The sequence below is a fragment of the Mycolicibacterium hodleri genome, from assembly GCF_025822245.1.
GTDB classification, from domain to species: domain Bacteria; phylum Actinomycetota; class Actinomycetes; order Mycobacteriales; family Mycobacteriaceae; genus Mycobacterium; species Mycobacterium hodleri.
Genome location: NZ_JACKTL010000050.1, coordinates 1 through 21,532, shown reverse-complemented (window position 1 = coordinate 21,532; position 21,532 = coordinate 1). Strand labels below are relative to the sequence as shown.

Below are 21,532 nucleotides of genomic sequence, written 5' to 3'. Positions count from 1 at the left end.
ATGGGAGTGGGGTCGCGTGCCGTCAACCCCGGACATCGACTGTTAACACGCCAGTGGACTAGACCAAGCGGTCACCCGGCCGGTGGCCCGGAGCTACCCTGCATGGGTGACGGCGTCGAGGAGCGAGCGGAGGCCGTCGCCCACACCGCGCTACATCGCGATCGCCAATCAGCTGCGGGATCGCATCCTCGTCGAGCAGCTCGGACCCCACACCCTGCTGCCGTCGGAACGCGAGCTCGCGGAACTACATCAGGTCAGCCGGATGACCGCGCGGCAGGCGCTGTCACTGCTGGAGAACGAGGGCGTGGTCTACCGACGGCCACCGCGGGGCACGTTCGTCGCCGAGCCCCGCGTGCGGTTCCACATCGGCAGTTTCTCCGAAGAGGTGTCCCGGCTGGGCCGCCACCCGGCCGCGAAACTGCTGTGGGCCGAACATCAGGAGCCGACGCCGTCGGTCCGGCTGGCCCTCGAACTCGACGACGGGGCGGCCGTACACGTGTTTCATCGCCTGCGCACCGTCGACGACGTTCCGTTCGCGCTAGAGACGACGTTCCTGCCCGCCGACCTGACCCCGGGCATCCTCGACCTCGCCGACGAGGGGTCCCTCTGGGCGACGCTGCGAGACCGGTACGGCATCGAACTCAGCCGCTCGACGGCCGTGCTGGAGTCGATCGTCCTCGACGATTCCTCGAGTGCACAGCTCAACGTCCGGCCCGGCTCGGCGGGCACCCTGCTGACCAGGACGACGTTCGGTGTTGGCGACCGACGGGTGGAGTTCGCTCGCGACGTCTACCGCGCCGACCGGGCGTCCTTCGAGGTGTCGGTCGACCTGTCTTGACTCACGATTCGTACGCGAACCCCGCGCGGGTCAGGCGGGGCGGCCGGCCCGCACCATGTCCTCGCGCGGCACGACCTTGACTCGCTCGCGACCCTGCTCCGCCCCGAGCGCGACCTCGTGGGCGTCGAGGCGCTCCCACTCGGCCCACGTCGTGTAGTCGACGCCGCGGCCGCTCAGGTGGGCGAGGATTGCGTCGGGATCGGAGATCTCGGCGGGCGCGATTCCCGGCAGGTCGGCCAACAGGCTCGTCACGGTCTCGGCCGCGTCGGACTTCGTGTGGCCGATGAGGCCGATCGGTCCCCGCTTGATCCACCCGGTCACGTAGGTGCCCTCCATCATGACGCCGTCCATGTCGAGCACCCGACCCTTGTCGTGGGGCACCACACCGGCTCCGTGGTCGAAGGGCAGGTCGGCCAGATGCGAGGACAGATAGCCGACCGCACGGTACACCGCCTCCACCGGAGTGTCGACGAATTCGCCAGTCCCCCGGACGGTTCCGTCACCGATGAGCTCGGTGCGCTCGGTCCGCAACCCCTCGACGCGGTCCGTGCCCAGAATCGCCACCGGCGCCTGGCAGAGGTGGATGTGGATGCGGTGCGGCGCGCCGGTCGGCTCCTTCTCCAGATAGCGCATCAACGTGTCGACGACGAGCTTGGTCGACTTGCTCTTGCCGATCGCGGCCTGGCTGGCCTCGTCGATCTCGAAGCCCTCGGGATGCACGACGACGTCGACGCTCGGCGAATGCGACAGCTCGCGGAATTCCATTGGCGTGAACTTGATTTGGGCCGGACCTCGGCGCGCGAAGACGTGCACGTCGGTGGCCTGGTTGAGGGCGAGGCCACGGTACACGTTGCCGGGTATCTCGGTGGCAAGCTGTTCGTCGGCCGGCTTCGCGAGCACCCTGGCGATGTCGAGTGCGACGTTGCCCGCCCCGAGGACGGCGACGTTCTTGGCCGTCAGTGGCCACTCCCGCGGAACGTCGGGATGGCCGTCGTACCAGGACACGAAGTCGGCCGCGCCGTAACTGCCGGGCAGGTCGACGCCGGGTATGTCCAACCGACGGTCGGCCCGCGCGCCGGTGGAGAAGATCACCGCGTCGTAGAAGCGCCGCAGATCGGACAGCTTCACGTCCGTGCCGTAGTGGACGTTGCCCAGGAACCGGATGCCGTCGCGGGAGAGCACCCGGCGCAGGGCCTTGACGATCTCCTTGATGCGCGGATGATCCGGGGCGACGCCGTAACGCACCAGCCCGTACGGGGCCGGAAGCCGGTCGAACACGTCCACCCGAGCCCCCGGGTGGTCGTTCACCAGGGTGTCGGCGGCGTAGATGCCCGCCGGGCCCGCACCGATGACTGCGACGCGTATCCGTCTCATGCCTCACCTTTCCATTTAGGTTAGGCAACCCTAAACAGAATCGACGTGGCGTGTCAGACGTACCTGTGGAGATCCCCGTCACGTCGTCGGCAGCCGACCCCCGGCGAGAATCGGATCGTTCCGACGCCAGCTCCTCATTCGGGGCGTACCGACCCTGCCGGCTCACGCGTCCCCGGCTGACCGGCCTCCCCAGGCCAGGGCGAGCTGAACTCGCGACTTCACCCCGAGCTTGCGAAACACCGCGCGTAGGTGGGTGTTCACCGTGTTGGTCGACACGCTCAACGCCTCCGCGGCGGAGCGGTTGGTGTAGCCGGTGCTGATCAGTTCGACCACCCGCAGTTCGGTAGGAGTCAACGACGCCCACCCACTGTGGGGGCGCGGCGCCGGCGGGCTCACCCTGATTCCCCTGATGCCCTGTCCGCGAAGCACATTCGCTGTCGCACGCCCAGCCGAGGTTGCGCCGACCCGCTGATAGATCTCGGCGGCCTCGACCAGGGCGTCGACGGCCTCCGCCGATCGCCCGTGGCGCAGCAGCGCCGTTCCGCAATCCTTCAGGGCGTCTGCCAACAACATCGGCCGCGGCGACTCCCGCAGCGTGCTCACCGCGACGGCGAGCACGTCGGGGTCGTCACTCATCAGACCACGAACGTGCAGCGCGACGCCGTCCAAACTCGGAACGCCGGGATTCCGCCCAGCCGCGAGGTCGGCGAGGCGTGACGCCGCGACCACCATGTCCCGATCGCCCGCGGCGAGGCCGATGTCGGCCAGAATCCTCATCCACGGCGGCGTCCACGGCCAGGGGTCGCGGACGTCCTCCGCGCGATCGAGCAGCGGGCCCAGGATGGCCAAGGCTCCCGCCAGGTCGCCGGAGCTGGCCCTCATCCAGCCCCGCATCAGTTCCGCGCGCGGCGACCGGTCACCGTCGGACGACTGGCAGTCGTCCCCAATCGGCGCCAAGAGTTCTGTCGCCCTGTCGATTTCACCGCGATAGCTCGCGACGGCGGCGAGCACCATGCGTGCGTTGAGCCGGTAGCCGTGATTGTCGGTCTCGTCGGCCAGCCTGAGCAGGGTGCGGGCACCTGCCTCGGCGGCGTCGAATCGGGCGAGGTTGTGGTCCTGCCACATTTGGGCGTAGAGCATGGAGGGCAGCAGCGCGTCGACGTCGTCGCGCGCCTCGCGAATCTTGGCCAGCAGGGCTTCGGCGTCGTCGTAGGCGTCCAGGTGCTGAAGGGTCCGAATCTCCTCGATCTCGTAGGCGGTGTCCGAGAGCCGCCGCAAATCGGCGAAGCGGTCCAGCGCCAACCGGTGCCGACCCTCGTTGCGGGCGGCCTCGATCAGGGCGATCACCGCCAGGCGTTGGCCGTAGTCGTCTCCGACGCGGAGCCCCTCCGCCAGCGCGACGTGGGCCATGGACTCCGCTCGCGGCGCCGAGCTCGTCCGGGAGGCGGCCAAGGCCTGCGCCGCCGACAGCTGGGCCCGCAGCACCTCCGAGACTCCGGTCAGGGCCAACGCCGCACCGGCGCGGCGTTCCATCGGAACGCAGTCACCCAGGCACCACAGCGCGCGGCACGCCTGCAGCTCGATCCGTGCCACGACCTCCGGCTCGACGGCCACCTCGAGCAGGCGATCGGCGACGGCCAGTGCCCGGCCCTCACGCTGCACGTTGACCAGAGTCTCGACCGTGCGGGTGCCGGTGACCAGCCAGAGCGGATTCGCTTGCGTCGTCAACGCAAAGGCCTGCTGGGCCAGCTCGGCGGCCTGCTCCGGCATCGACACCAGGCACTCGCTCGCCGCCTGTTCCAGCGCGAGGATGGCCTCCTCGTCGTTCTGCACGGCACTGGCCCGGAAATGGGTCGCCGCAGCCAATGCCGGTCGGCCCTCGCCGACCAGATACCGTGCGGCGGACCGATGCAACGCCCGGCGATCACCCGGCACGATGTCGGCGTACACGGCCTCGCCGACCAGGTCGTGAGGCAGGAACACCTCGCCGTCGGCGGTGCCGAGCAACCCCTGATCCACGCCCTCACGGACGAGCAGGCTCACCTGCGCGTCGGAGAGGTTGCCCAGCAGCCGTCCCGCGTCGGACGCGTCGAGGGGTCGACCCCAGACGGCGGTCAGCCGAACCAGGGCCGCGGTCTGTTCCGACAGCTCGCCCATCCGCTCGCGCACACCCACCGACAGTTCGGCGGCCAAGTCACCGACCCCCTGACCGCGCTCGCGACGCCTGGCCAGTCCGTCGAGCACCTGCACCGCCCAGAAGGGGTTCCCGCCGACGCCGTTGAGGAGTTTCTTCACGTGTTCGGACGGTTCGGCGCCCAACCGGTCCGAGGCGAGGCTAGCGATGTCACCAGGACCCAACGGCCCCAACGATATTCGCGTGATCGCGGTGACGTCGTCGGTGCCGGCGATTACCTCTTGAACCGGGCCGGTCGGCGCCCACCGACTGGTGAGCACCCACACCACCGGGGACCCGGCAAGCCGAGACGGCAGCACGCGCAACGCAAATCTGGTCAACCGGTCGGACCACTGCACGTCGTCGACGGCGATCAACACCGGCGTGTTCAGTGCCATCTCCTCGAGCAGCGAGCTGATCCGGTCGACCAGCCACAGCGGTTTGTCGTACAGCGGCGCGAGGCTGGCGAATGCCTCGCCGGGCAGCAGCGGTTGCCGTCCCGACCGCAGCGACACCAACAGCGGCGCACCCGGCGCGATCTGGTCGCCCTGCTCGGCCTTGCCGCTGCCGACCGCGAAACCGGACCGAGCGGCTTGTTCGACGACCGCCCGCATGACGGCCGACTTGCCGATGCCGGGCTCACCGCTGATCACGATGAGTGCGCCCTGGCCGGTGCTGCTGGCTCGGCGCAGCGCGGTCAGTGCGCGCGACATCGCGTCGCTGCGGCCCCTGAGCACCGTCTGCGCCATCTGGCTCCGTCCCGTCCACCGGTCTTCTACGAGGACCCGCATTGCAGAACGCCGAATGCCGGTCAGAATTCCCACGGCGAAGGCCGGCCGCGGCACCCCCTCACCCGTTTGGATGATATTGACGACGGAGTCGTGTGCGCGGCCGTTCCGTCGAGGTCACGCCCGTTCCGTCGGCGGAGACGAGCGGGCGGCGCCAGGCCCACCGGATGGCGGGCGACGACGCCTTCCCCCGACCGAACCGCGCAGGACGTGCCGCAACGCTGCACTCGTGGACATCGGAGCAAATGGGCTGACAAGCCCAGTCAAGATCATCAATTCGCGCGATGGGCAGTCCGGCTCCCGGGTGGTTGAGTCATCCCCGTTCGTGATGTTACTCGCAAGTAGGTTCCGCTGTGTCGGAGCTCACATCCAGTCAAGGAGTTCCCATGGAAGCTGCCGTCCGTCGTCCCCACTTCGCCGCGGCCGGCGTCGCATTGGTCGGAGCGAGCGTCATCGCCGCCGCCGCCGTCACGCCGATGCCCGACATCCACCTGCCGGACGTGGCGCTCCCGTCGATTCACGCCGCCGAGGTCAACCTCGCCGCCCTGGCCAATCCGCTCGACGCCTACGCCCAGGTGTTCCAGACCGCGCTCGCCAACACGAACACCCTGATCCAGAACACCGTTCCGGGGCAGCTGCTCAACCAAATCCTGCAGAACCAGGTCAGCAGCGCCGCCACGCTGCTCAACGGGCTGGCGACCACCGGCGGGGGCATCGCCGCCGCGGCGTCGCAGGTGCCTGCCGCGCTGACCACCGCCGTCAGCCAGCTCGCCGCGGGCAACGTCGAGGGCGCCGTGAACACGCTGCTGGGCGTTCCCCTCGCGCTCGCCGCACCCGCGTTGAACCTCCTGCCCGTTCTCCAAACGGTGCTCACCCAGCCCCTGACAAACCTCGTCAACGTGATCAACGCGTTCACCCGCGATCCGCTCGCGACGCTCCTCGCCGTCAGCGGTTTCATCGCCCCGTTGATCAGCGCCCCCGCCGCCGCGGCTACCGCCATCCAGAACGTGATCAACGCGGTGGGCACCGGCGACCTCGGCGCCGTGGCGAATGCCGTCTTCACCGCCCCGGCCACCATCGCCGACGGCATCCTCAACGGTGGCTACGGGCCCAACCTCGGACCGCTGGCGGGCATCCCGGACGGGTCGGGGATCATCGTCAAGGCGGGCGGACTGCTCGCGTCCTCGGGGATCACCTTCGACGAGAACGGCAACGCCGTCATCAACACCGGCGGCCCGCTCTACGCCATCCAGCAGGTCCTCAAGCTCATCACCGATGCGATCGCACCGCCCGCCCCCGCGGCCACCATCGCCAGCCTCCCCGCCGCGGCCGCGGCGACCGTCACCCTGACCACGGCCACCGCCCCGGCGACGACGCCCGGCACGGCCACCACCCCCGACGCGACCGCACCGGCAGCCTCGGCGGACCAGCCGGCCGTCACGGACAAGGCCGTCGGCACCACCGCGAGCACCAAGGACGGTAGCGAATCCACCAGCGGTGCAGTGGATTCGACGAAGGACACGACCACGGGGACGACGAAGGACACCACGGGGACGACGACTCCGTCGACCTCGACCAAGACCCCGTCCGAGACGTCCTCGGCCCCGTCCCCGACCACGAAGCCGACGACGTCAGATCCCGACGTGACGACCGGCAACAAGGTCGAGCCGGGAACCTCGGCGGGTTCGGACACACCGAAGTCGAGCGGCTCGAGCACCACGACGCCGGCGAAGGACGGCGCGTCGAGCGAGCAGTCGACGGGCTCGTCGACCGGTTCCGAGAAGGGCTCGGACACCGGTTCCACCAAGACCTCGGACAAGAGTTCCGACAAGGGCGCCGGGTCGTCGTCGAAGGGCAGTTCCTCCTAACCGACGCCACGGTCTCGCGAGGTCCCTTCCGCCCCCGGGTGGAGGGGACCTCGTCGTGTGCCGTCCGCGACGGCGTCATCCCACCCTCAACCTCGAAAGCCTGCATCTCGCAGTCGAATTCGACGCGGTGGCCGGGGTCTCCGCGCCACGGAGACTCACCGGTGCAGCGCGGTTGCCAGGTAGTCGAACACCGTCTCACGGACGACGTCGGCGTCGCGGACCACGACGTGGTGGACCGGCGCCGTCATGGCCCTGGCGAAGTTGGCCGCCTGACCGGCCAGTGACGCGTCGTCGCGGCTCTCCAGCACCAACACGGGCGTGGTGATCCGGCGGATGTCCGCGGCGGTCAGGGTGTAGTCGGCAGTCCTGCGGACGTACCCCACGGCAGTCGGGTCGCCAAACGCCCGTTGACCGGTGGTCAGCCCCCACCGGACCCGGGGATCCTCCTGCATCAGCGCGTCGAGCAGGGGCGTCGCCTCGTCGTCGCGCCCGTCTTCGATGAGCTCGAGGATCGGCTCCGGGATGTGCGGGCACGACGCGTAGAACGTCGTCATGCCGTCGTTGCAGACGACCGCGGCCGCCCGGTGGTCGTTGGCCGCGTACCGGGCCACCAGGTAACCGCCCAGACCGTGGCCGAATTGCACGACGGCGCCGTCGTCGATCTCGGGGACGGTCGAGGCATGGTCGACGACGGGACCCAGCACGTTCTCCCAATCCGGGCGCATCGTCGCCCGGTGGTCCCGGAGCATCGCGCCCTGCCCGGGCCCGTCGTAGGTCAGGAAGTTGTACCCGCGCCGAAGTGCCGCCGCCCCGATGACGGAGTAGCCGTTCTCGCAGCGCTCCCCGAAACCGTTGGTGTAGATCACCGTTGGCCGCGGCGGACCACCCGGGTCGACGAGGGACAGATAGCCCGGCATCGACCCGCCCTCGTAGGGGATGTTCACCGCACCGAGCAGTTCGTCGTCTCGGACGGAGCTCTGCTGGGTCATGTCTCGATCGTGTCGTGAGCGGCCCGCCGGCGTCGACGATGCCTGCCCCCAGCCGGTCTACCGGCTAGCAGGTATTGCCCCGGTGTCTAGTCTCGAGGAATGGCAGCACCCAGTCGCATCACGGCCGAGTTGATCGTCGAATGCTTGGAGAACGAAGGCGTCACCCACGTCTTCGGCATTCCGGGCGAGGAGAACATCAGGTTGGTCGACGCGCTCTCGCGGTCGTCGATCGAATACGTGCTCACCCGCCACGAGCAGGGTGCGTCGTTCATGGCCGAGGTCTTCGGCCGGCTGACGGGCCGGGCCGGGGTCTGCTCGGCGACCCTGGGCCCCGGCGCCATCAACCTCCTGCTCGGTGTCGCCGACGCCACCACCAATTCGACTCCGGTGCTTGCCCTCTCGGCGCAAGTCGGCATGCGCCGAAGCTACAAGGAATCGCATCAGGGCGTCGACCTGGTGTCGATGTTCGCACCGGTCACCAAGTGGTCGGCCCTGGTCGCGACGCCGGGTGCCGTGCCGGAGATGGTCCGCAAGGCCTTCAAGCTCGCCCAGACCGAGCGTCCGGGTGCCGTCTACCTGGCCGTGCCGGAGGACGTCGAGTCCGCCGACGCCCCCGAAGCAGCCGTGCCGCTGCGGGTCAACGTGCCCCGCCCCGACGACCCGTCGGCCAGCCAGATCGCCCGTGCCGCCGACATCCTTCGGGCCGCCCGCAACCCCGTGGTGCTGGCCGGCCACGGTGCCGCGCGCACCGATGCCTCCGCCGCGGTGCGCCGCTTCGCCGAGACCCTCGCCATCCCGGTGGCCACCACGTTCCACGGCAAGGGCGTCATGCCCGACGACCACCCCCTGGCACTGGGCGCGGTCGGCTTCATGCGACACGACTACGTGAACTTCGGGTTCGACCAGGCCGACGTGATCGTGGCGGCGGGATACGAGCTCCAGGAGTTCGACCCGGTCCGCATCAACCCCCGCGGCGACACGAAGATCATTCACGTCCATCGCTTTCCGGCGGAGGTCGACGCGCACTACGACGTGGCCGTGGGTCTGCACGCCGACATCGGGCGCTGTCTCGACGAGCTCGCCGCCGCGGTGCACCGCGACCATCCGCCCACGTCCGGGCAGGAGCGCATCAGGGAGCTGCTCACCCGGGAGCTCGACAACGGCCGGGACGACGACAGGTTCCCGCTCGCCCCGGCGCGCATCGTCGCCGACACCAGGGCGGCCCTGGGTCGTGAGGACATCGTGCTCGTCGACACCGGCGCGTTGAAGATGTGGATGGCACGGCTCTACCCGACCTACGAACCCAACACCTGTCTCATCTCCAACGGCCTGTCCACCATGGCGTGGACGTTGCCCGGTGCGATCGCCGCGAAGATCGCCCGGCCCGAGGCCAAGGTGCTGGTGGCCACCGGCGACGGCTCGTTCCTGATGAACTCCCAGGAGATCGAGACGGCGCTGCGGGTCGGCACCCCCATCGTCATCCTCATCTGGGTCGACGACGCCTACGGACTGATCAGTTGGAAGATGGATCTGGAGATCGGCCACAACGTCGACACCAGGTTCGCCAATCCCGACTTCGTCGCCTACGCCGAGAGTTTCGGCGCCACGGGACATCGCATCGCATCGGCCGGCGAGCTGTTGCCCACTCTGCGCGAGGCGTTGGCGGCCGACACGGTCAGCGTCATCGCCTGCCCGGTCGACTACAGCGTCAACAGCGCCCTCATCGAGTCGCTGGGTGAACTGGACGAGTCCTGGTCGTGACGCTACGCACCAGATAGCAGGCCGCGCTCACCAGGTAGAAGCCCGCCACCAGCAGTAGCCAGCGCGCGAGGTACGGCTCCTGGGTGAGGCCGGTCGCCGCGGTATAGGTGAAGGCGCCCTGCTCGACGATGCCCGGCAGGAACATGGCGAACGTCAACGCCGTTGCGAGGGTGGGCATCCGGAGATAGTTGACGATCGGCACCCGACGCGTCGTGGCGGGGTCGGCAGGTCGGCGCGCCTTGGGCAGGAGCCGCTCGGCGAGCGCGTAGAGCGGAAACAGGATGAGGTCGTGCCCGATGACGGCCACGGCGAACCACACCGCGATCGACTGCCACCACACCCGTGGATTGAACAACTGGTCGACCCCGAGTACCGAGATCGTGTACGCGCCCAGGGCCAACGCCGCCAGCAGGACGAGGAGATGCAGGACGTGGTCGCCGTAGAGGCGCCTGAAGACGGTCATCACGACTCCCGGAATTCGATGGAGGCCACCCACTTCGTGCAGTGCACACCGGGGAGCGCAGGCACGATGATCCGGGCCGGGTAGCCGTGATCCAGTGACAGATCCGCGCCGTTGACCCGAAATGCCAGTAGCGCATCGGGATTGAGCACCTGGTTGCGCTGCAGTCGGGCGTGGTTGAACGCGCCGAACCGCTCCAGGGAGGAGACCACGGCCGACCCTGGCGTCGGCCGTCCCGCCGCGGCGGCGAGGTCGGCGAGTCGCACGCCGGTCCAGGTCTCGACGGTCGACCAGCCCTCCACGCAGGCGATCGGCAGCTCGACGGTGTGCTGTGGCATCGCGGCCAGCGTGGCGCGGTCGAGGGCGACGGGTCGCGGGCCGCCGAGCAGTTGCAGTCGCCACCGCTCACCGGTCAGGCCAGGGTCGATGCGCGCGCTGGCCGCCGTCCGGTTGATCTGGAAGTCGTTGGGTCCGTCGCCGTAGCTTCGGCCGCGGGGCAACAGGACGGCGAACTGCCGGGTCCAGCCGCCGATGGTCTGCCCGGCCGTCAACACCGCCACCAACAGTGCGCCACCGCCGACGACCCCCAGAATCCCCCGGCGACTCAACGTGGGCGGATCCGGGTCGGGCGCCACCAACCCGTCCTCGTCGAGCGGTTCCGGCACGGTGTCGGCCCGCGAGGTGCGCATCTCGGTGACGAACGATCGGGAGCGCAAACTCCGAATCATCTTCGGCAGCTTGATCGCGACGTGCGAAACGAATCCCGCGATGAACACCCACGCGCCGAAGTAGTGCGCGGTGTAGAAGCTAAACCCGAAGATGTAGTCGTACTGGATGTTCAGCACGCCGGTGACGATTTCGAAGAGCACGCCACCGACGATCATCAACAGCGAAATGCGCTCGAGCACGGTCGCCAGCGACCGGGCGGGTGGCCAGGCGAAGAGCCGCGGGATCACCGACCACAGCTTGGCGAGCACCAGCGGGATCATGATCAGCCCGAGGCCGACGTGCAGCCCCTGGTTCAGTCGGTACAGCCACGCCGGGTTGCTCGGCCAGTCGAACGACGGCAGCTTGAGCCAGCCCACGTCGAGGGGGATGGCCTGCCCGAACTTGGGGCCGTACGCGATGTAGGACAGCAGGCCGGTGACGATGACGATCGGCAGGACGACGAGCAGCGCGGAGGCGAAGACCGACGTCAGCCAGGGGCCGCGCAGCGGACTCCGCCACCGGATGCGGGACAGTCCTGGCGGAGGATGTTCCTCCAGCGTCCGCCAGAGGCCAGCGGGGAACCCGCGCCGTCGGGGTTGGTCGGGATCGTCCACGTCTACCCATTCGTTGCCGTTGCGGGAAAGGATGTCGTCGGTGACTCCACGCCTCAGTGTCACCTCCTTCCCGATGCGTTACACGCCAAATGGCCGACGCTCAACGCGCGACGTCGGCGGCCAGCGCCACCAGGATCTCGACGACGGCCGCGACGGCCGGGCGCGTGGCCGCACCCGCGCGGGTGACGGCCTCGATGCGACGGGCGGCCCGCACCCCACTCAGCGGCTTGCGCACCAGGTCGCGCACCCCCACCACGTAGCGCGGCATCAGCGCCATCCCGACCCCGGCGAGCACCAACTCCTCGACGACGCGAAAGTCGTTGACCCGTTGCACTATTCGCGGCTGCACTTCGGACACCGCAGCCAGCGATCGCATCACGTCGTCGACGACGAGACCGCCCTCGACCCCCACCCACGACTCGTCGGCGACGTCGCGCAGCGCCACCTCGTCCTGATCCGCGAGGCGGTGTCCGGGCGGCAGCAGTACGTCGAAGGGTTCACGCAGCAGCACGGTGGTGTCCAGCCGCGGGCTCAGTGGGGCGGTGTCGCGCGCGTCGCGGTGCACCACCACCACGTCGGCGTCGGCCAGCAGGGCGGGTGCATTGGCTGCGGGCTGGTCGAGGTCGCGGCCGAGCACCTCCACGCCGATCGCGGCCGCGCGAGTGATGAGGCCCGCCAACAGCATTGCCGCCCCCGACGGGAACATGACCACCCGCACGGTGCCGCGGGGCGTCGTCCGATAGCCGTCCATGTCCGCGTGCGCGCGGTCCAGCGCCGCGAGCACCTCGTCGGTCCGCGCAACCAGTGTGCGGCCCGCGTCGGTCAGCCGGACCCGCCGCCCGTCGGGTTCGAGCAGTGGCACTCCCGCCTCGCGCTGCAGGATCTTCAGCTGCTGGGAGACCGCGGACGGCGTCAGGGACATGGCCCCGGCCGCCGCGTTCACCGTGCCGCGTTCGGCGAGTTCACGCAGCAGCCGCAGCCGCCCGACATCCATGTAGTAACTCTACTCAATATCGGAATTTCATTTCGCTTGTCTACCGAGACTCCCCCACTCACGATTGACCCGTGACACCCACGACGAACCGGCACACCGTCGACCTCGCCCTGCTCGCGGTCGCCCTCGCGTGGGGATCGAGCTACCTCGCCGCGAAGGAGTCCGTCACCCCCGACACCGTGTTCGCCGTCCTGACACTGCGATTCGGGATCGCCGCGGCCGGCCTGACCCTCGTCGTGGCACCGCGTCTGCGCCGGCTCACGCGCCACGAGCTGGCGTGGGGTGCGGTGTTCGGCGCGATTCTCGGCGTCGTGCTCGTCCTCGAGACGTTCGGTGTCACGAAGACCTCCGCTGCCAACGCCGGGCTGATCATCTCGCTGACGATCGTCGTCACGCCGCTTCTCGACCGACGCGCTGCGGTCCCCCGCCTGTCCGCCACGTTCTACTGGTCCGCCGCCGTCGCGGTGGCGGGTGTCGGTCTTCTCACTCAGAACGGCGGATTCGCCACGCCCAGCCTGGGCGATCTCCTGATGCTGCTCGCGGCCGTGGCGCGTTCGGTCCACGTCATCGTGATCTCGCGGGTGTCCGCGGGTCGAGCCCTCGACCCCGGGCGGGTGACCCTCGTCCAATTCGCCGCCGCCCTGGGCATTTTCGTCGTCCTGTCGGGTACCACCGGACGCGGCGTCGTCGACGTCGCCACCCAGATGACCGCGTACTCGTGGCTCCTCGTGCTCCACTTGGCGCTGTCGTGCACCATCTTCGCGTTCGTCGTGCAGATGTGGGCCGCGCGCCGCACCTCCCCGGCCCGGGTGAGCGTGCTCCTTGGCACCGAACCACTGTGGGCGGCGGCGATCGGAGTGACGGTCGCGGGCGATCCCGTGACGGTCGCCGGGGTCGTCGGCGCCGTGCTGATCCTGACGGGCACCTACCTCGCCAGAAGCGTCGAGGGTCGGGCCGGCGGTGTCGAGCGGGCCGCCGCCGCGGAGGCGATGACGCCTACTTCGCCGTGAGCATCACGTACTGAGCGGACAACTGCTGGTGGACGTCGGCCAGCTGATCGCTGCGAGCCTCGATCGCGTACCGGCCGGCGGGCGCCACGCAGTAGAACCCCTTCGGCAACGCGTAGCAATGGCTGTCGGGCAGGGCCGTGACCGTGTCGGCGATCGCCATCCCGTCCGACGTCATCTCCTGGCTGAACGCGTTGATGATCATGACCGCCGCGCCGTCGTCCTTGGTCTGATAGACGTTCGTGCTCCCCATCGCGACCTGGGTGGTGCCGGTGTCGGAGAACAGCGTCGCCGACGCCACGGGGTTGCTCTGGAAGTGCTCGGCTCCCTTCGTCGCGTACACCGCATTCTTCGCGGCCTCGGAGACGGCGGCGGGCAGGGTCTTGGCGAGCAGCCCGGTCGGGTCGAGCGGTACGGCGGCGAGATCGCCCGCGGGGGTGAACTCGTCGATGGCCGGCCCCTGGGCGTCGATTGCCTTGGCCACCAGTCCTGTGGCGCGGTCGACGCCGTCGACCGACTGGACGAAGTGCATGAACACGTACGGACCCCGCGGGGTGAAGGAACGCACGGTGGCACTGGTCTGTGTAGAGCCGTTCGGGGTGAACGGATAGGTCGAGGCCACGGCGTCGGGATGACCCGGGATGGCCACCACCGTCGGGGCGACGCCCTTCACGGGTTGCCTGGCCGCGGCGTCTCCCATCGCCGCGCTGGCCGCCGTCGCGGCCGCGGGATCGGGGAAGCGCAGCACGGCGTTCACCATCGACTCCCGGTCCGGATCCTGTCGGGCCGAGGCGAATCCGTTGATCATCCCGGCCTGGGCCGCCGCGGTCGCGACTCCCTCCGGGCCCAGCTGCTTCAGCACGCTGGCCGAGCTCAGCACGTAGAAACTGTTGAGGTAGGTGCCGACGAGTTTGTCGTCGACCTGCCACGGACCCACCACGAAGTCGGCCATGTGCTGGGCGTCGGACACCGCTCCCACGGCCGGATTACCCGCGAGACCCAGCGGGGGACGCGGTGCGGTGGGATACCTGCCGACGTCGAGAAGCGACGGGCTGATCACCGGTCGCGGTGCTGCGGAACTGCTCGTCGGGCTGGGGCTCGGCGCCGCAGCCGGCTGGGTGCCGCCGCCCGAACCACCGCAGCCGACGGCCATCAGCGCGCACACGCCGACGGCGCCGAACTTCAGGCCGCGTCCCATGGTGGTCTCCCGTCGTCGATCGGAAAGACACCAACCTAGTTCGCCGTCACCCGCCCACGCCGTCTTTGCGCCCCGAACCGCCGCGCGTCGGTCACGACGTCAGGACGTCGAGCAGTCGCAAGTCCGACACGTACTTGCCGATGAAGTCCTGGGTCAGGTGCGGAACATCCTGGTCCACACCGATCTTCGCGGCGCGCACCGCCGCCTGAAACGCCTCGGCGGGGGCCAGCGAGCCCTGGACGGGTACCTCCGGCCGGCGGTAGGCGTGCAGCAGGGGCAACACCGACTGCTGCCGCAGGTGCTCCGGCAGGGCGCGAAGAGCGGTCTCGAAGCGGCGGAACCACTCGTCGTAGTCGTCGATGCGGTTGACGGCATGACCCGACTCGACCAGCCAGTCGACGAACACGTCCAACGAGATCCCGTCGTCGTGGGGGTTCATCACGTCGAGGGACCGGAACCCCGTCTTCGTCTCGGCGCCGAGCGTCGTGATCGCCTCCGCGACGAAGTCCACCGGCAGACCGTCGTAGTGCGAGCGCTGCCGGTGCCCGTCGGCGTCCCTGACGTAGAACGACGTCGGTGCCAGACCGGTGGCCAGCACGCTGAAGATCAAGCGGGTGAACATGTCTGGCACGTTGAGCTGACCCGCGTAGCTGCGGTGGGCGAGGATCATTCCCGATCGGAACACCGTCACGGGCAGGCCGCAGAGGTCGTGGGCCTCCCGGAGCAGGACCTCCCCCGCCCACTTGCTGTTGCCGTAGCCGTTGGCGTAGGAGTCGTCGACGGGGCGCTCGGGGCTGACCGTCCTGATGTCGCCGTCCTCCTCGAAGCGGTCCGGGTCGACGGTCATCGCCACCGACACGGTGGAGACGTACGCGACGGGCTTGCGCCGCGACGTGATCGCCAGGCGGATAACCTCTGCGGTGCCGACGACGTTGGGGCCGAACAGCTGTGAGTAGGGCAGCACGTGGTTGACCAACGCCGCCGGGTGCACGACGAGGTCCACGTTGTCCGCCAACCGCTGCCAGGCGTCCTCGTCGAGGCCGAACCGGGGCTCGGCCACGTCACCGACGATCACCACCAGATGCTCCTCGGCGAGCCGACGGAACCGGTCGAGCAGCACCGGGTCCTCGCCCTCGAACACCGCCTCCAGGCGGGCGCGCGCCGAGGAGACGTCGTCGCCCCGGACGAGGCAGACCAGCGTCCCGCCAACCGTCGACAGCCGCTGCAACCAGTCGAGTGCGAGAAACTTGCCCAGATAGCCGTTGGCGCCGGTGAGCAGGACGGTGCGCGGCTCGTCAGTCGAAACCTGAGGCAGCGCACCGGCATTGGACAGAAGTTCGGCAGGCAGGAAGTGGTCGAGTGTCAGGTCCGACGCGCGAACCGCCGTGGCGCCGACGCCGTGGACACCGCCGAAGGTCGCACCCGCCGATCCCCCGGATCGCTGGCGCTCCACGTACGCCGCGATGTCGGCCAGCGTCGTCGTCGGACCGATGATGACACCCACCGGCATCTCGACGCCGAAGACGTCCTGCAGGAGGTTGGAGAACGTCAACGCCGACAGCGAGTCCCCACCCAGGTCGAGGAACTTGGCGGCGGGCTCCGGTGCGGTGTCCGAGATGCCCAGTAGCGCCTGGGCGGCTTGGACGACGGAGTCGACGACGGGCTGGCTCGCGGCCGCGTCGAGCAGCGCCCGAAGCTCGTCGGCCCTGGCGCCGTCGAGGTCGGCGTACATCTGCTCCAGCGCGGCGCCGTAGTGTTCCTTGAGCTTGGGCCGCAACAACTTTCCGACGCCGGACAGCAGCCCGTTGGCGGCACTGAACGGCATGTCCTCGACGAGGATGTCGGCGGGCAGCTCGTAGGATTGCAGCTCCGCCTCGCGGGCCGTCTGCGACAGCGTCTGCTGGATGGCGGTCTTCAGCCCGGCGGGATCGCCCTCGAATCGCGCGAGGGCATCCTCGGTGGGTACGACGACCGCCAGGAGCGCGGCGCGTTCGCTGTTGCCGTAGAGGAAGATTTGGCGCACCAGGGCGGCGCCGGCGTAGACGGCCTCCAGGTTGGCAACCGCGACGAACTCACCCTGGGACAGCTTGATGACGTTGTTGCGCCGGTCCACGTAGACGAGGTGGTCCGGGGCGATCTCCGCCATCACGTCACCCGTGCGGTAGTGCCCGTCGGCGTCGAAGACCTCCGCCGTCACCTCCGGTCGCTTGTAGTACCCGGGGGTGGCACCGTTGCTCTTCACCAGCAGTTCCCCGCGGGGGTACGGCCGGTCGGTGTTGAAGTAACCGAGCTCAGGCACGTCGATCAGCTTGTAGTCGATCACCAAGGGCCGCACGATGATTCCGTCGGTCGAGACGGCACCGATCTCGGTGAGCCCATAGGCGTCGGCCAGGTTCGCGTCGAGGCAGGACTCGACGAACGTCTTCATCTCGGCGGACAGGGGTGCGGTGCTGACGAAGCCCCCGACCACGCGGCCGCCGAAGACGTGCTCGCGGAGCTCGGCCTTGGCAAGGGTGTCGGCCGTCGTCTCGTCGACCCCCTGGGACACCAGCCGCTCGACGCCCTGCTGGTATCGCTGGAACAGCATGTCGACCACGCGCGGCACCAGCCCGACGTCGGTGGGACGTACCAGGGACCAGTCCTCGAACAGCGTCGACAGATCGCTCTCGGGCACGAAGTAGCTCGTGCCGCCCGCCTGGAAGGCCGAGGACAGCGGGATCCGGCCGCCGAGGTGGTTGAGGGGGAGGAAGTTGACGTTGACGACCGGGACATCCGGCGCCTTGAGCGGCAACGTCCACAGCGTGGCGACCATCTTCTCGGTCCACATGGCGCCCTTCGGCGCACCCGTGCTGCCCGAGGTGTACAGGATCATGGCGAGCCGGTCCTGGTCGCCTTCGGTGTAGGGCGGCGTGTCCGGCAGGGCCCGTCCCCGGGCAACCGCGGCGTCGAGCGTCTCCACCACGACGTCCATTCCCTCCGCAGCCAGGCGGGCGGTGGCCCGCTCGAGCCGGTCGCGATCGTCGTCGACGTCGGCCGAGAAGTCGAACACGACCAGCCGCCGCAGCGATCGGTTGCCCAGCACCGATTCCACCGCCAGATCGAGGTAGGCGGCGCTAACGGCGAGCACCACCGGCTCGGTCTCGGCGAGAATCGGCTGCAGCCGGGACACCGACGCGTTGTGCTGCAGGGGCACGGCGACCAAGCCCAGGTAGCCGCAGACGAGGTCCACCGTCAGGTAGTCCCCGCTGGCGAAGCCGATGGTGGCGACGAAGTCCCCCGGCCGCACGGGCGCGTCCGGCGCCTGGCTCCACGCGTTCGCGACGGCGGTGACGTTGGACCACAGCTCGCGGTAGGACGTGGTCTCGAATTCGGGACGCAGCAGGGCCACGCTGCGGCCCGTCGCGGGATCGGTGACGACGGAGCGGGCGCGGCTGCCGATGGCCGGGCGATCCTCGTAGCCGTCGACGAAGGTGGCGAGCACCTCGGCGAGTCGCAGACCCGGCTGGCGGGCTGCCGTGACGACGTCCTGCCGGGGTGTGGCGCGCTGAATCTGCGGGTCCTTCGCGAGGAGTGCGGCGGTCCGGTCGAGTGCCGCGGCCTGGGGGGATACGTCGATCGTCATCGCTACCTCGCGTCTGGTGGGTCGCGTGCATGCTGACTGCGGCCCGGGTAAGTCAGACAGTACGACGCTGACTTTACCTCTGGCAAGTCAGCGTGGCATCATGGCGATGTGACCTCCATGACGCTGACGGGCGCACTCGCCGATCGTGACGGCTGGTCGGCGGAAAATTGCACCATGGCCGCCGCGCTCGACGTCGTGGGCCGCCGGGCCAGCATGCTGCTGCTCCGAGAGGCGTTCTACGGCGCCCACCGATTCGACGAGTTCGTCCGTCGGGCTCAGGTCAGCGAACGGATCACGGCCGCCCGCCTCAAGGAGCTCGTCGACGAGGGCCTACTCGAACGGCGGCCGTACCACGTGGCCGGACAACGAAGCCGCGAGGACTACCACCTCACCCCCAAGGGCGAGGAGCTCCTGCCGGCACTGCTCGCCCTGATGCAGTGGGGCAACCGCTGGACGCGCTCCGACGGCGGCCGCGTCGCCCTGACGCATGCCGACTGCGGGAGCCCCATCGCCGTCGAGGTGCGCTGCGAGGACGGTCACGTCGTCACGGCCGGCGACATCGAAGCCTCCGTGCGGCACCGCGACCACACCCGGTAGGACCCGCACGTTCGTTTGCGCAAGCACTGGGGGCGTCGCCGAGATCGTCGTGGTCGCAGGGATCAAGATCAGTATCGGTGTTCGCTGGCGGCCCGCGCGGCGGCGGCATTTAACCACGATGCCTATTCACACGTGTCAAGAATTGCGATGTAGCTCGCGACCGGCAGGAACAACCGCCGTCACCGCGCGCCGGGTGTCGACCGACACGTCGGCCCGGTTGCCTCAAATCCCACTTCATGTTGCATTACCTGCGATTCGAGCGCACCAGAGGACGCTTCCATGTTGACAACGGCGGGATTGGCCATGTCCCACCGAACCGATCCGGCCGGCCCGGTCCGAGCCGGAGCGGTTCGCCAACAGGACATCCGCCTCCCGACGGAAGCCCATTAGCAGGCAAATGTCAGGACATCTCGAATACGTAAGATCGTTTGCTTGCGCTTATCGCCCGATAGGCGCACGATGACGGTGTTGTCGGAACGCGGAGTTCGCTCAGCGGCTTGACGACGTCGGCTGGCCTGAACCCCGCTGCCCGATCCGTGAACCACCACCGCACGGCACATCGAAGGCAGGCGATCGCATCAGCAACAACTCCGGGTCGAGCCCCGAGGCGCACGGCGCCCTTCCGCACTTGCGCTGGGAGTTGGAGCAGGTGATGACGCGGGTGCGACCCCAGGACCTGTCAGCGACCGAGGTCGCCGCTCTTCTCTTGGTCCTGCGACCGGTGCACTCGCGTGTCATCGGCGGCCCAGCCAGCCGGCCACGATTGCGCCTCCTCGCCGCCGGCGAGCACACGGCGCCGTAGCTCGCTCAGCAGTGAGTCGACCGACACCGAAGTGAGGTCGCCGGTGAGCGTGGTCAATTCCACGACACCCAATTCGTCGCTCCTCAGATAGCCCGCGGCAACCAACGCCTCGACCGGCGAGCGCTCATAGGCCCTCGCAAACGCGACCACCGCCTCTGCCCGCGGGGTCGTCGTCCCCCGCTGCCAGCGCGAGATGCTGGACTGGTCGATTCCCGTCGCCTCGGCGATGTCCCGTTGCGCGGCATTGCCGGTCACGGTGAGCACGTACTGCCACCACGTCGACTCGGCCATCTGGCCAATGTATTCCATGATCGGCCCTTGGCGTGCATTCCGACCGCCGCAATCGTTCGCTCCAGCACACTCAGCTATTGCAGGCACACATGCATATCGCTATGCTTACATGCAGATGTACTTACCGAGTTGAAAGGATTCAGTGTTTGCCGCCTTGGTCGCGGCCGCGGTCAGGGGATGACTGGTCATCAGCTCCAAAAACCCTAGTTAATGGCTCTAAGGAGCCCACAAAGAAAGTCTCCAAGTGAAGAAGAGCTCCGTCTATTCGTTAGCCACCAGCCTGTCCATCGCAGGCGCTGGTGCGGCACTCGCCTGCGGCGCCGGTATCGCACATGCCGCACCTGTGCAAACTTCGTCATTGTCACCGGCCACCAGTGTCGGATGCCCGCTGCTACCGGCTCAGTGCACGACGTCGAACACCATGGTGATCGGTACCAGCAGCTTCCTGGCGACCCCGAATCTCCCCACCCCCAACGCTCTGTCGGCGGCCTTCATCGGGCCCGTTGAATTCACTCCGCTGTACCAGGTGATCAACCTCGTCGGGCTGGTGCCCATCGTCAACATCTTCGTGCACAACGGCACCAATGGCGGCGTCGGCACCGGCGTCAACGGCGGAAACGCCGGACTGCTCATCGGCTACGGCGGCACCGGTGGGTCCGGCGCCGTTGGCCAGGCCGGCGGAAACGGCGGCGCAGGGGCGCTCTGGTTCGGCTCGGGCGGCTCCGGTGGCGCTGGCGGCCTCGGTGCGGTGGGTGGCAACGGCGCCAACGCGGGCACGTTCGTGATCTTCGGCAACGGTGGCTCAGGCGGTGCCGGCGGCGCGGGTGCGGCGGGTGGCAACGGCGGCAACGCCGGCCTGTTCGCCCTGCTCGGCAGCGGCGGCGCGGGCGGCGCGGGCGGCACCAGTGCCAACGGTGGCAACGGTGGCAACGCCGGACTGCTGGCCCTGTTCGGCCACGGCGGCGCGGGCGGCGTCGGCGGTGACGGGGTGGCAGGCACACCCGGCACCTCGGCAACCGGCGGCGCGGCCGCCAACGGCACCAATGGGGCGAACGGGACGACGGTCGGCGCCAATGGCGCGAACGGGGTCAACCCGGCACCTACCGGCCCGGCCGGAGTAGACGGCGCAGCCGGTGGTACCGGCACGGTGACGGGTGGCAACGGCCTGCCCGGGACCTCCGGAAACCCCGGTGGCGCAGGCGGAGCCGGCGGCGCGGTGGCGGGGACCGCACCATTGGCTACCGGTGGTAACGGCGCGGCAGGCGCCAACGGCACCGACGGTGCCAACGGCGGTGCGGGTGGCGCCGGCGGCGCGGCGTCGACCACGGGCGCGGGCGGGCCGGCGGCGCGGCGTCGACCACGGGCGCGGGCGGGGCCGCAGTCGGCGGCAACGGAGCCAACGGCGGCAACGGCGGGACGGGCTCGACCAACGGTGGTGCCGGCGGGGC

14 protein-coding genes and 1 pseudogene are annotated in these 21,532 nt (G+C 69.3%); 6 read left to right on the top strand and 9 right to left on the bottom strand.

Annotated features, from left to right (window positions below; translation table 11 throughout):
- The first annotated feature begins 106 nt into the window (after positions 1-106).
- The gene (locus H7J06_RS20985) at positions 107-838 is read left to right on the top strand and encodes a GntR family transcriptional regulator (RefSeq protein ID WP_264041016.1); all 732 of its coding nucleotides are present in this window, start codon (positions 107-109) and stop codon (positions 836-838) included.
- 30 nt (positions 839-868) lie between these two features.
- Here the strand turns inward: H7J06_RS20985 and H7J06_RS20980 are convergent, their stop codons facing one another.
- Both H7J06_RS20980 and H7J06_RS20975 read right to left on the bottom strand, forming a co-directional pair.
- Positions 869-2,212 carry an FAD-dependent oxidoreductase gene (locus H7J06_RS20980; protein ID WP_264041015.1) on the bottom strand — a complete coding sequence of 448 codons (1,344 nt, stop codon included), beginning with the start codon at positions 2,210-2,212 and terminating at the stop codon, positions 869-871.
- Positions 2,213-2,374: 162 nt separating this feature from the next.
- A complete protein-coding gene (locus tag H7J06_RS20975; RefSeq protein ID WP_264041014.1) occupies positions 2,375-5,134 on the bottom strand; it encodes a helix-turn-helix transcriptional regulator in 2,760 nt (919 codons plus the stop codon).
- Between the two features lie 425 nt (positions 5,135-5,559).
- On the opposite strand from H7J06_RS20975, the gene H7J06_RS20970 reads away from it, so the two are divergent.
- Entirely contained in the window at positions 5,560-7,041 is a 1,482-nt protein-coding gene (locus tag H7J06_RS20970; protein ID WP_264041013.1) for a hypothetical protein, read from the top strand.
- 155 nt (positions 7,042-7,196) lie between these two features.
- Here H7J06_RS20970 and H7J06_RS20965 read toward each other — a convergent pair whose 3' ends face one another.
- Positions 7,197-8,030 carry an alpha/beta hydrolase family protein gene (locus H7J06_RS20965; RefSeq protein WP_264041012.1) on the bottom strand — a complete coding sequence of 278 codons (834 nt, stop codon included), beginning with the start codon at positions 8,028-8,030 and terminating at the stop codon, positions 7,197-7,199.
- 99 nt (positions 8,031-8,129) lie between these two features.
- Between H7J06_RS20965 and H7J06_RS20960 the strand changes: the two genes are divergently transcribed.
- Positions 8,130-9,791 (top strand): acetolactate synthase large subunit, encoded by a 1,662-nt coding sequence (locus tag H7J06_RS20960; RefSeq protein WP_264041011.1) that lies wholly within the window; start codon positions 8,130-8,132, stop codon positions 9,789-9,791.
- Here H7J06_RS20960 and H7J06_RS20955 read toward each other — a convergent pair.
- From H7J06_RS20955 to H7J06_RS20945, 3 genes are all read right to left on the bottom strand, one after another.
- The gene (locus H7J06_RS20955; protein ID WP_264041009.1) at positions 9,751-10,254 is read right to left on the bottom strand and encodes a hypothetical protein; all 504 of its coding nucleotides are present in this window, start codon (positions 10,252-10,254) and stop codon (positions 9,751-9,753) included. The genes H7J06_RS20960 and H7J06_RS20955 overlap by 41 nt on opposite strands.
- Positions 10,254-11,516, bottom strand: a complete 1,263-nt coding sequence (locus H7J06_RS20950; RefSeq protein ID WP_264041145.1) for a molybdopterin-dependent oxidoreductase — start codon at positions 11,514-11,516, stop codon at positions 10,254-10,256. The genes H7J06_RS20955 and H7J06_RS20950 overlap by 1 nt, the downstream gene beginning before the upstream one ends.
- A gap of 157 nt (positions 11,517-11,673) precedes the next feature.
- Complete coding sequence (locus tag H7J06_RS20945) at positions 11,674-12,567, bottom strand: LysR family transcriptional regulator (RefSeq protein ID WP_264041008.1); 894 nt, start codon at positions 12,565-12,567, stop codon at positions 11,674-11,676.
- A gap of 71 nt (positions 12,568-12,638) precedes the next feature.
- Between H7J06_RS20945 and H7J06_RS20940 the strand changes: the two genes are divergently transcribed.
- Positions 12,639-13,577, top strand: a complete 939-nt coding sequence (locus H7J06_RS20940) for a DMT family transporter (RefSeq protein ID WP_264041007.1) — start codon at positions 12,639-12,641, stop codon at positions 13,575-13,577.
- Here the strand turns inward: H7J06_RS20940 and H7J06_RS20935 are convergent.
- The gene (locus H7J06_RS20935) at positions 13,564-14,772 is read right to left on the bottom strand and encodes a DUF7373 family lipoprotein (RefSeq protein ID WP_264041006.1); all 1,209 of its coding nucleotides are present in this window, start codon (positions 14,770-14,772) and stop codon (positions 13,564-13,566) included. The genes H7J06_RS20940 and H7J06_RS20935 overlap by 14 nt on opposite strands.
- A 91-nt stretch (positions 14,773-14,863) precedes the next feature.
- Entirely contained in the window at positions 14,864-18,394 is a 3,531-nt protein-coding gene (gene car / locus H7J06_RS20930; RefSeq protein ID WP_264041005.1) for a carboxylic acid reductase, read from the bottom strand.
- 117 nt (positions 18,395-18,511) lie between these two features.
- Here car and H7J06_RS20925 point away from each other — a divergent pair, with 117 nt between their 5' ends.
- A complete protein-coding gene (locus H7J06_RS20925; protein WP_264041144.1) occupies positions 18,512-18,991 on the top strand; it encodes a winged helix-turn-helix transcriptional regulator in 480 nt (159 codons plus the stop codon).
- Between the two features lie 679 nt (positions 18,992-19,670).
- On the opposite strand, the gene H7J06_RS20920 is transcribed toward H7J06_RS20925, so the two are convergent.
- A complete protein-coding gene (locus H7J06_RS20920; protein WP_264041004.1) occupies positions 19,671-20,084 on the bottom strand; it encodes a helix-turn-helix domain-containing protein in 414 nt (137 codons plus the stop codon).
- A 421-nt stretch (positions 20,085-20,505) separates the two neighbouring features.
- Between H7J06_RS20920 and H7J06_RS20915 the strand changes: the two are divergent.
- Positions 20,506-21,532 (top strand): annotated as a pseudogene (locus H7J06_RS20915) (hypothetical protein); the annotation flags it as partial.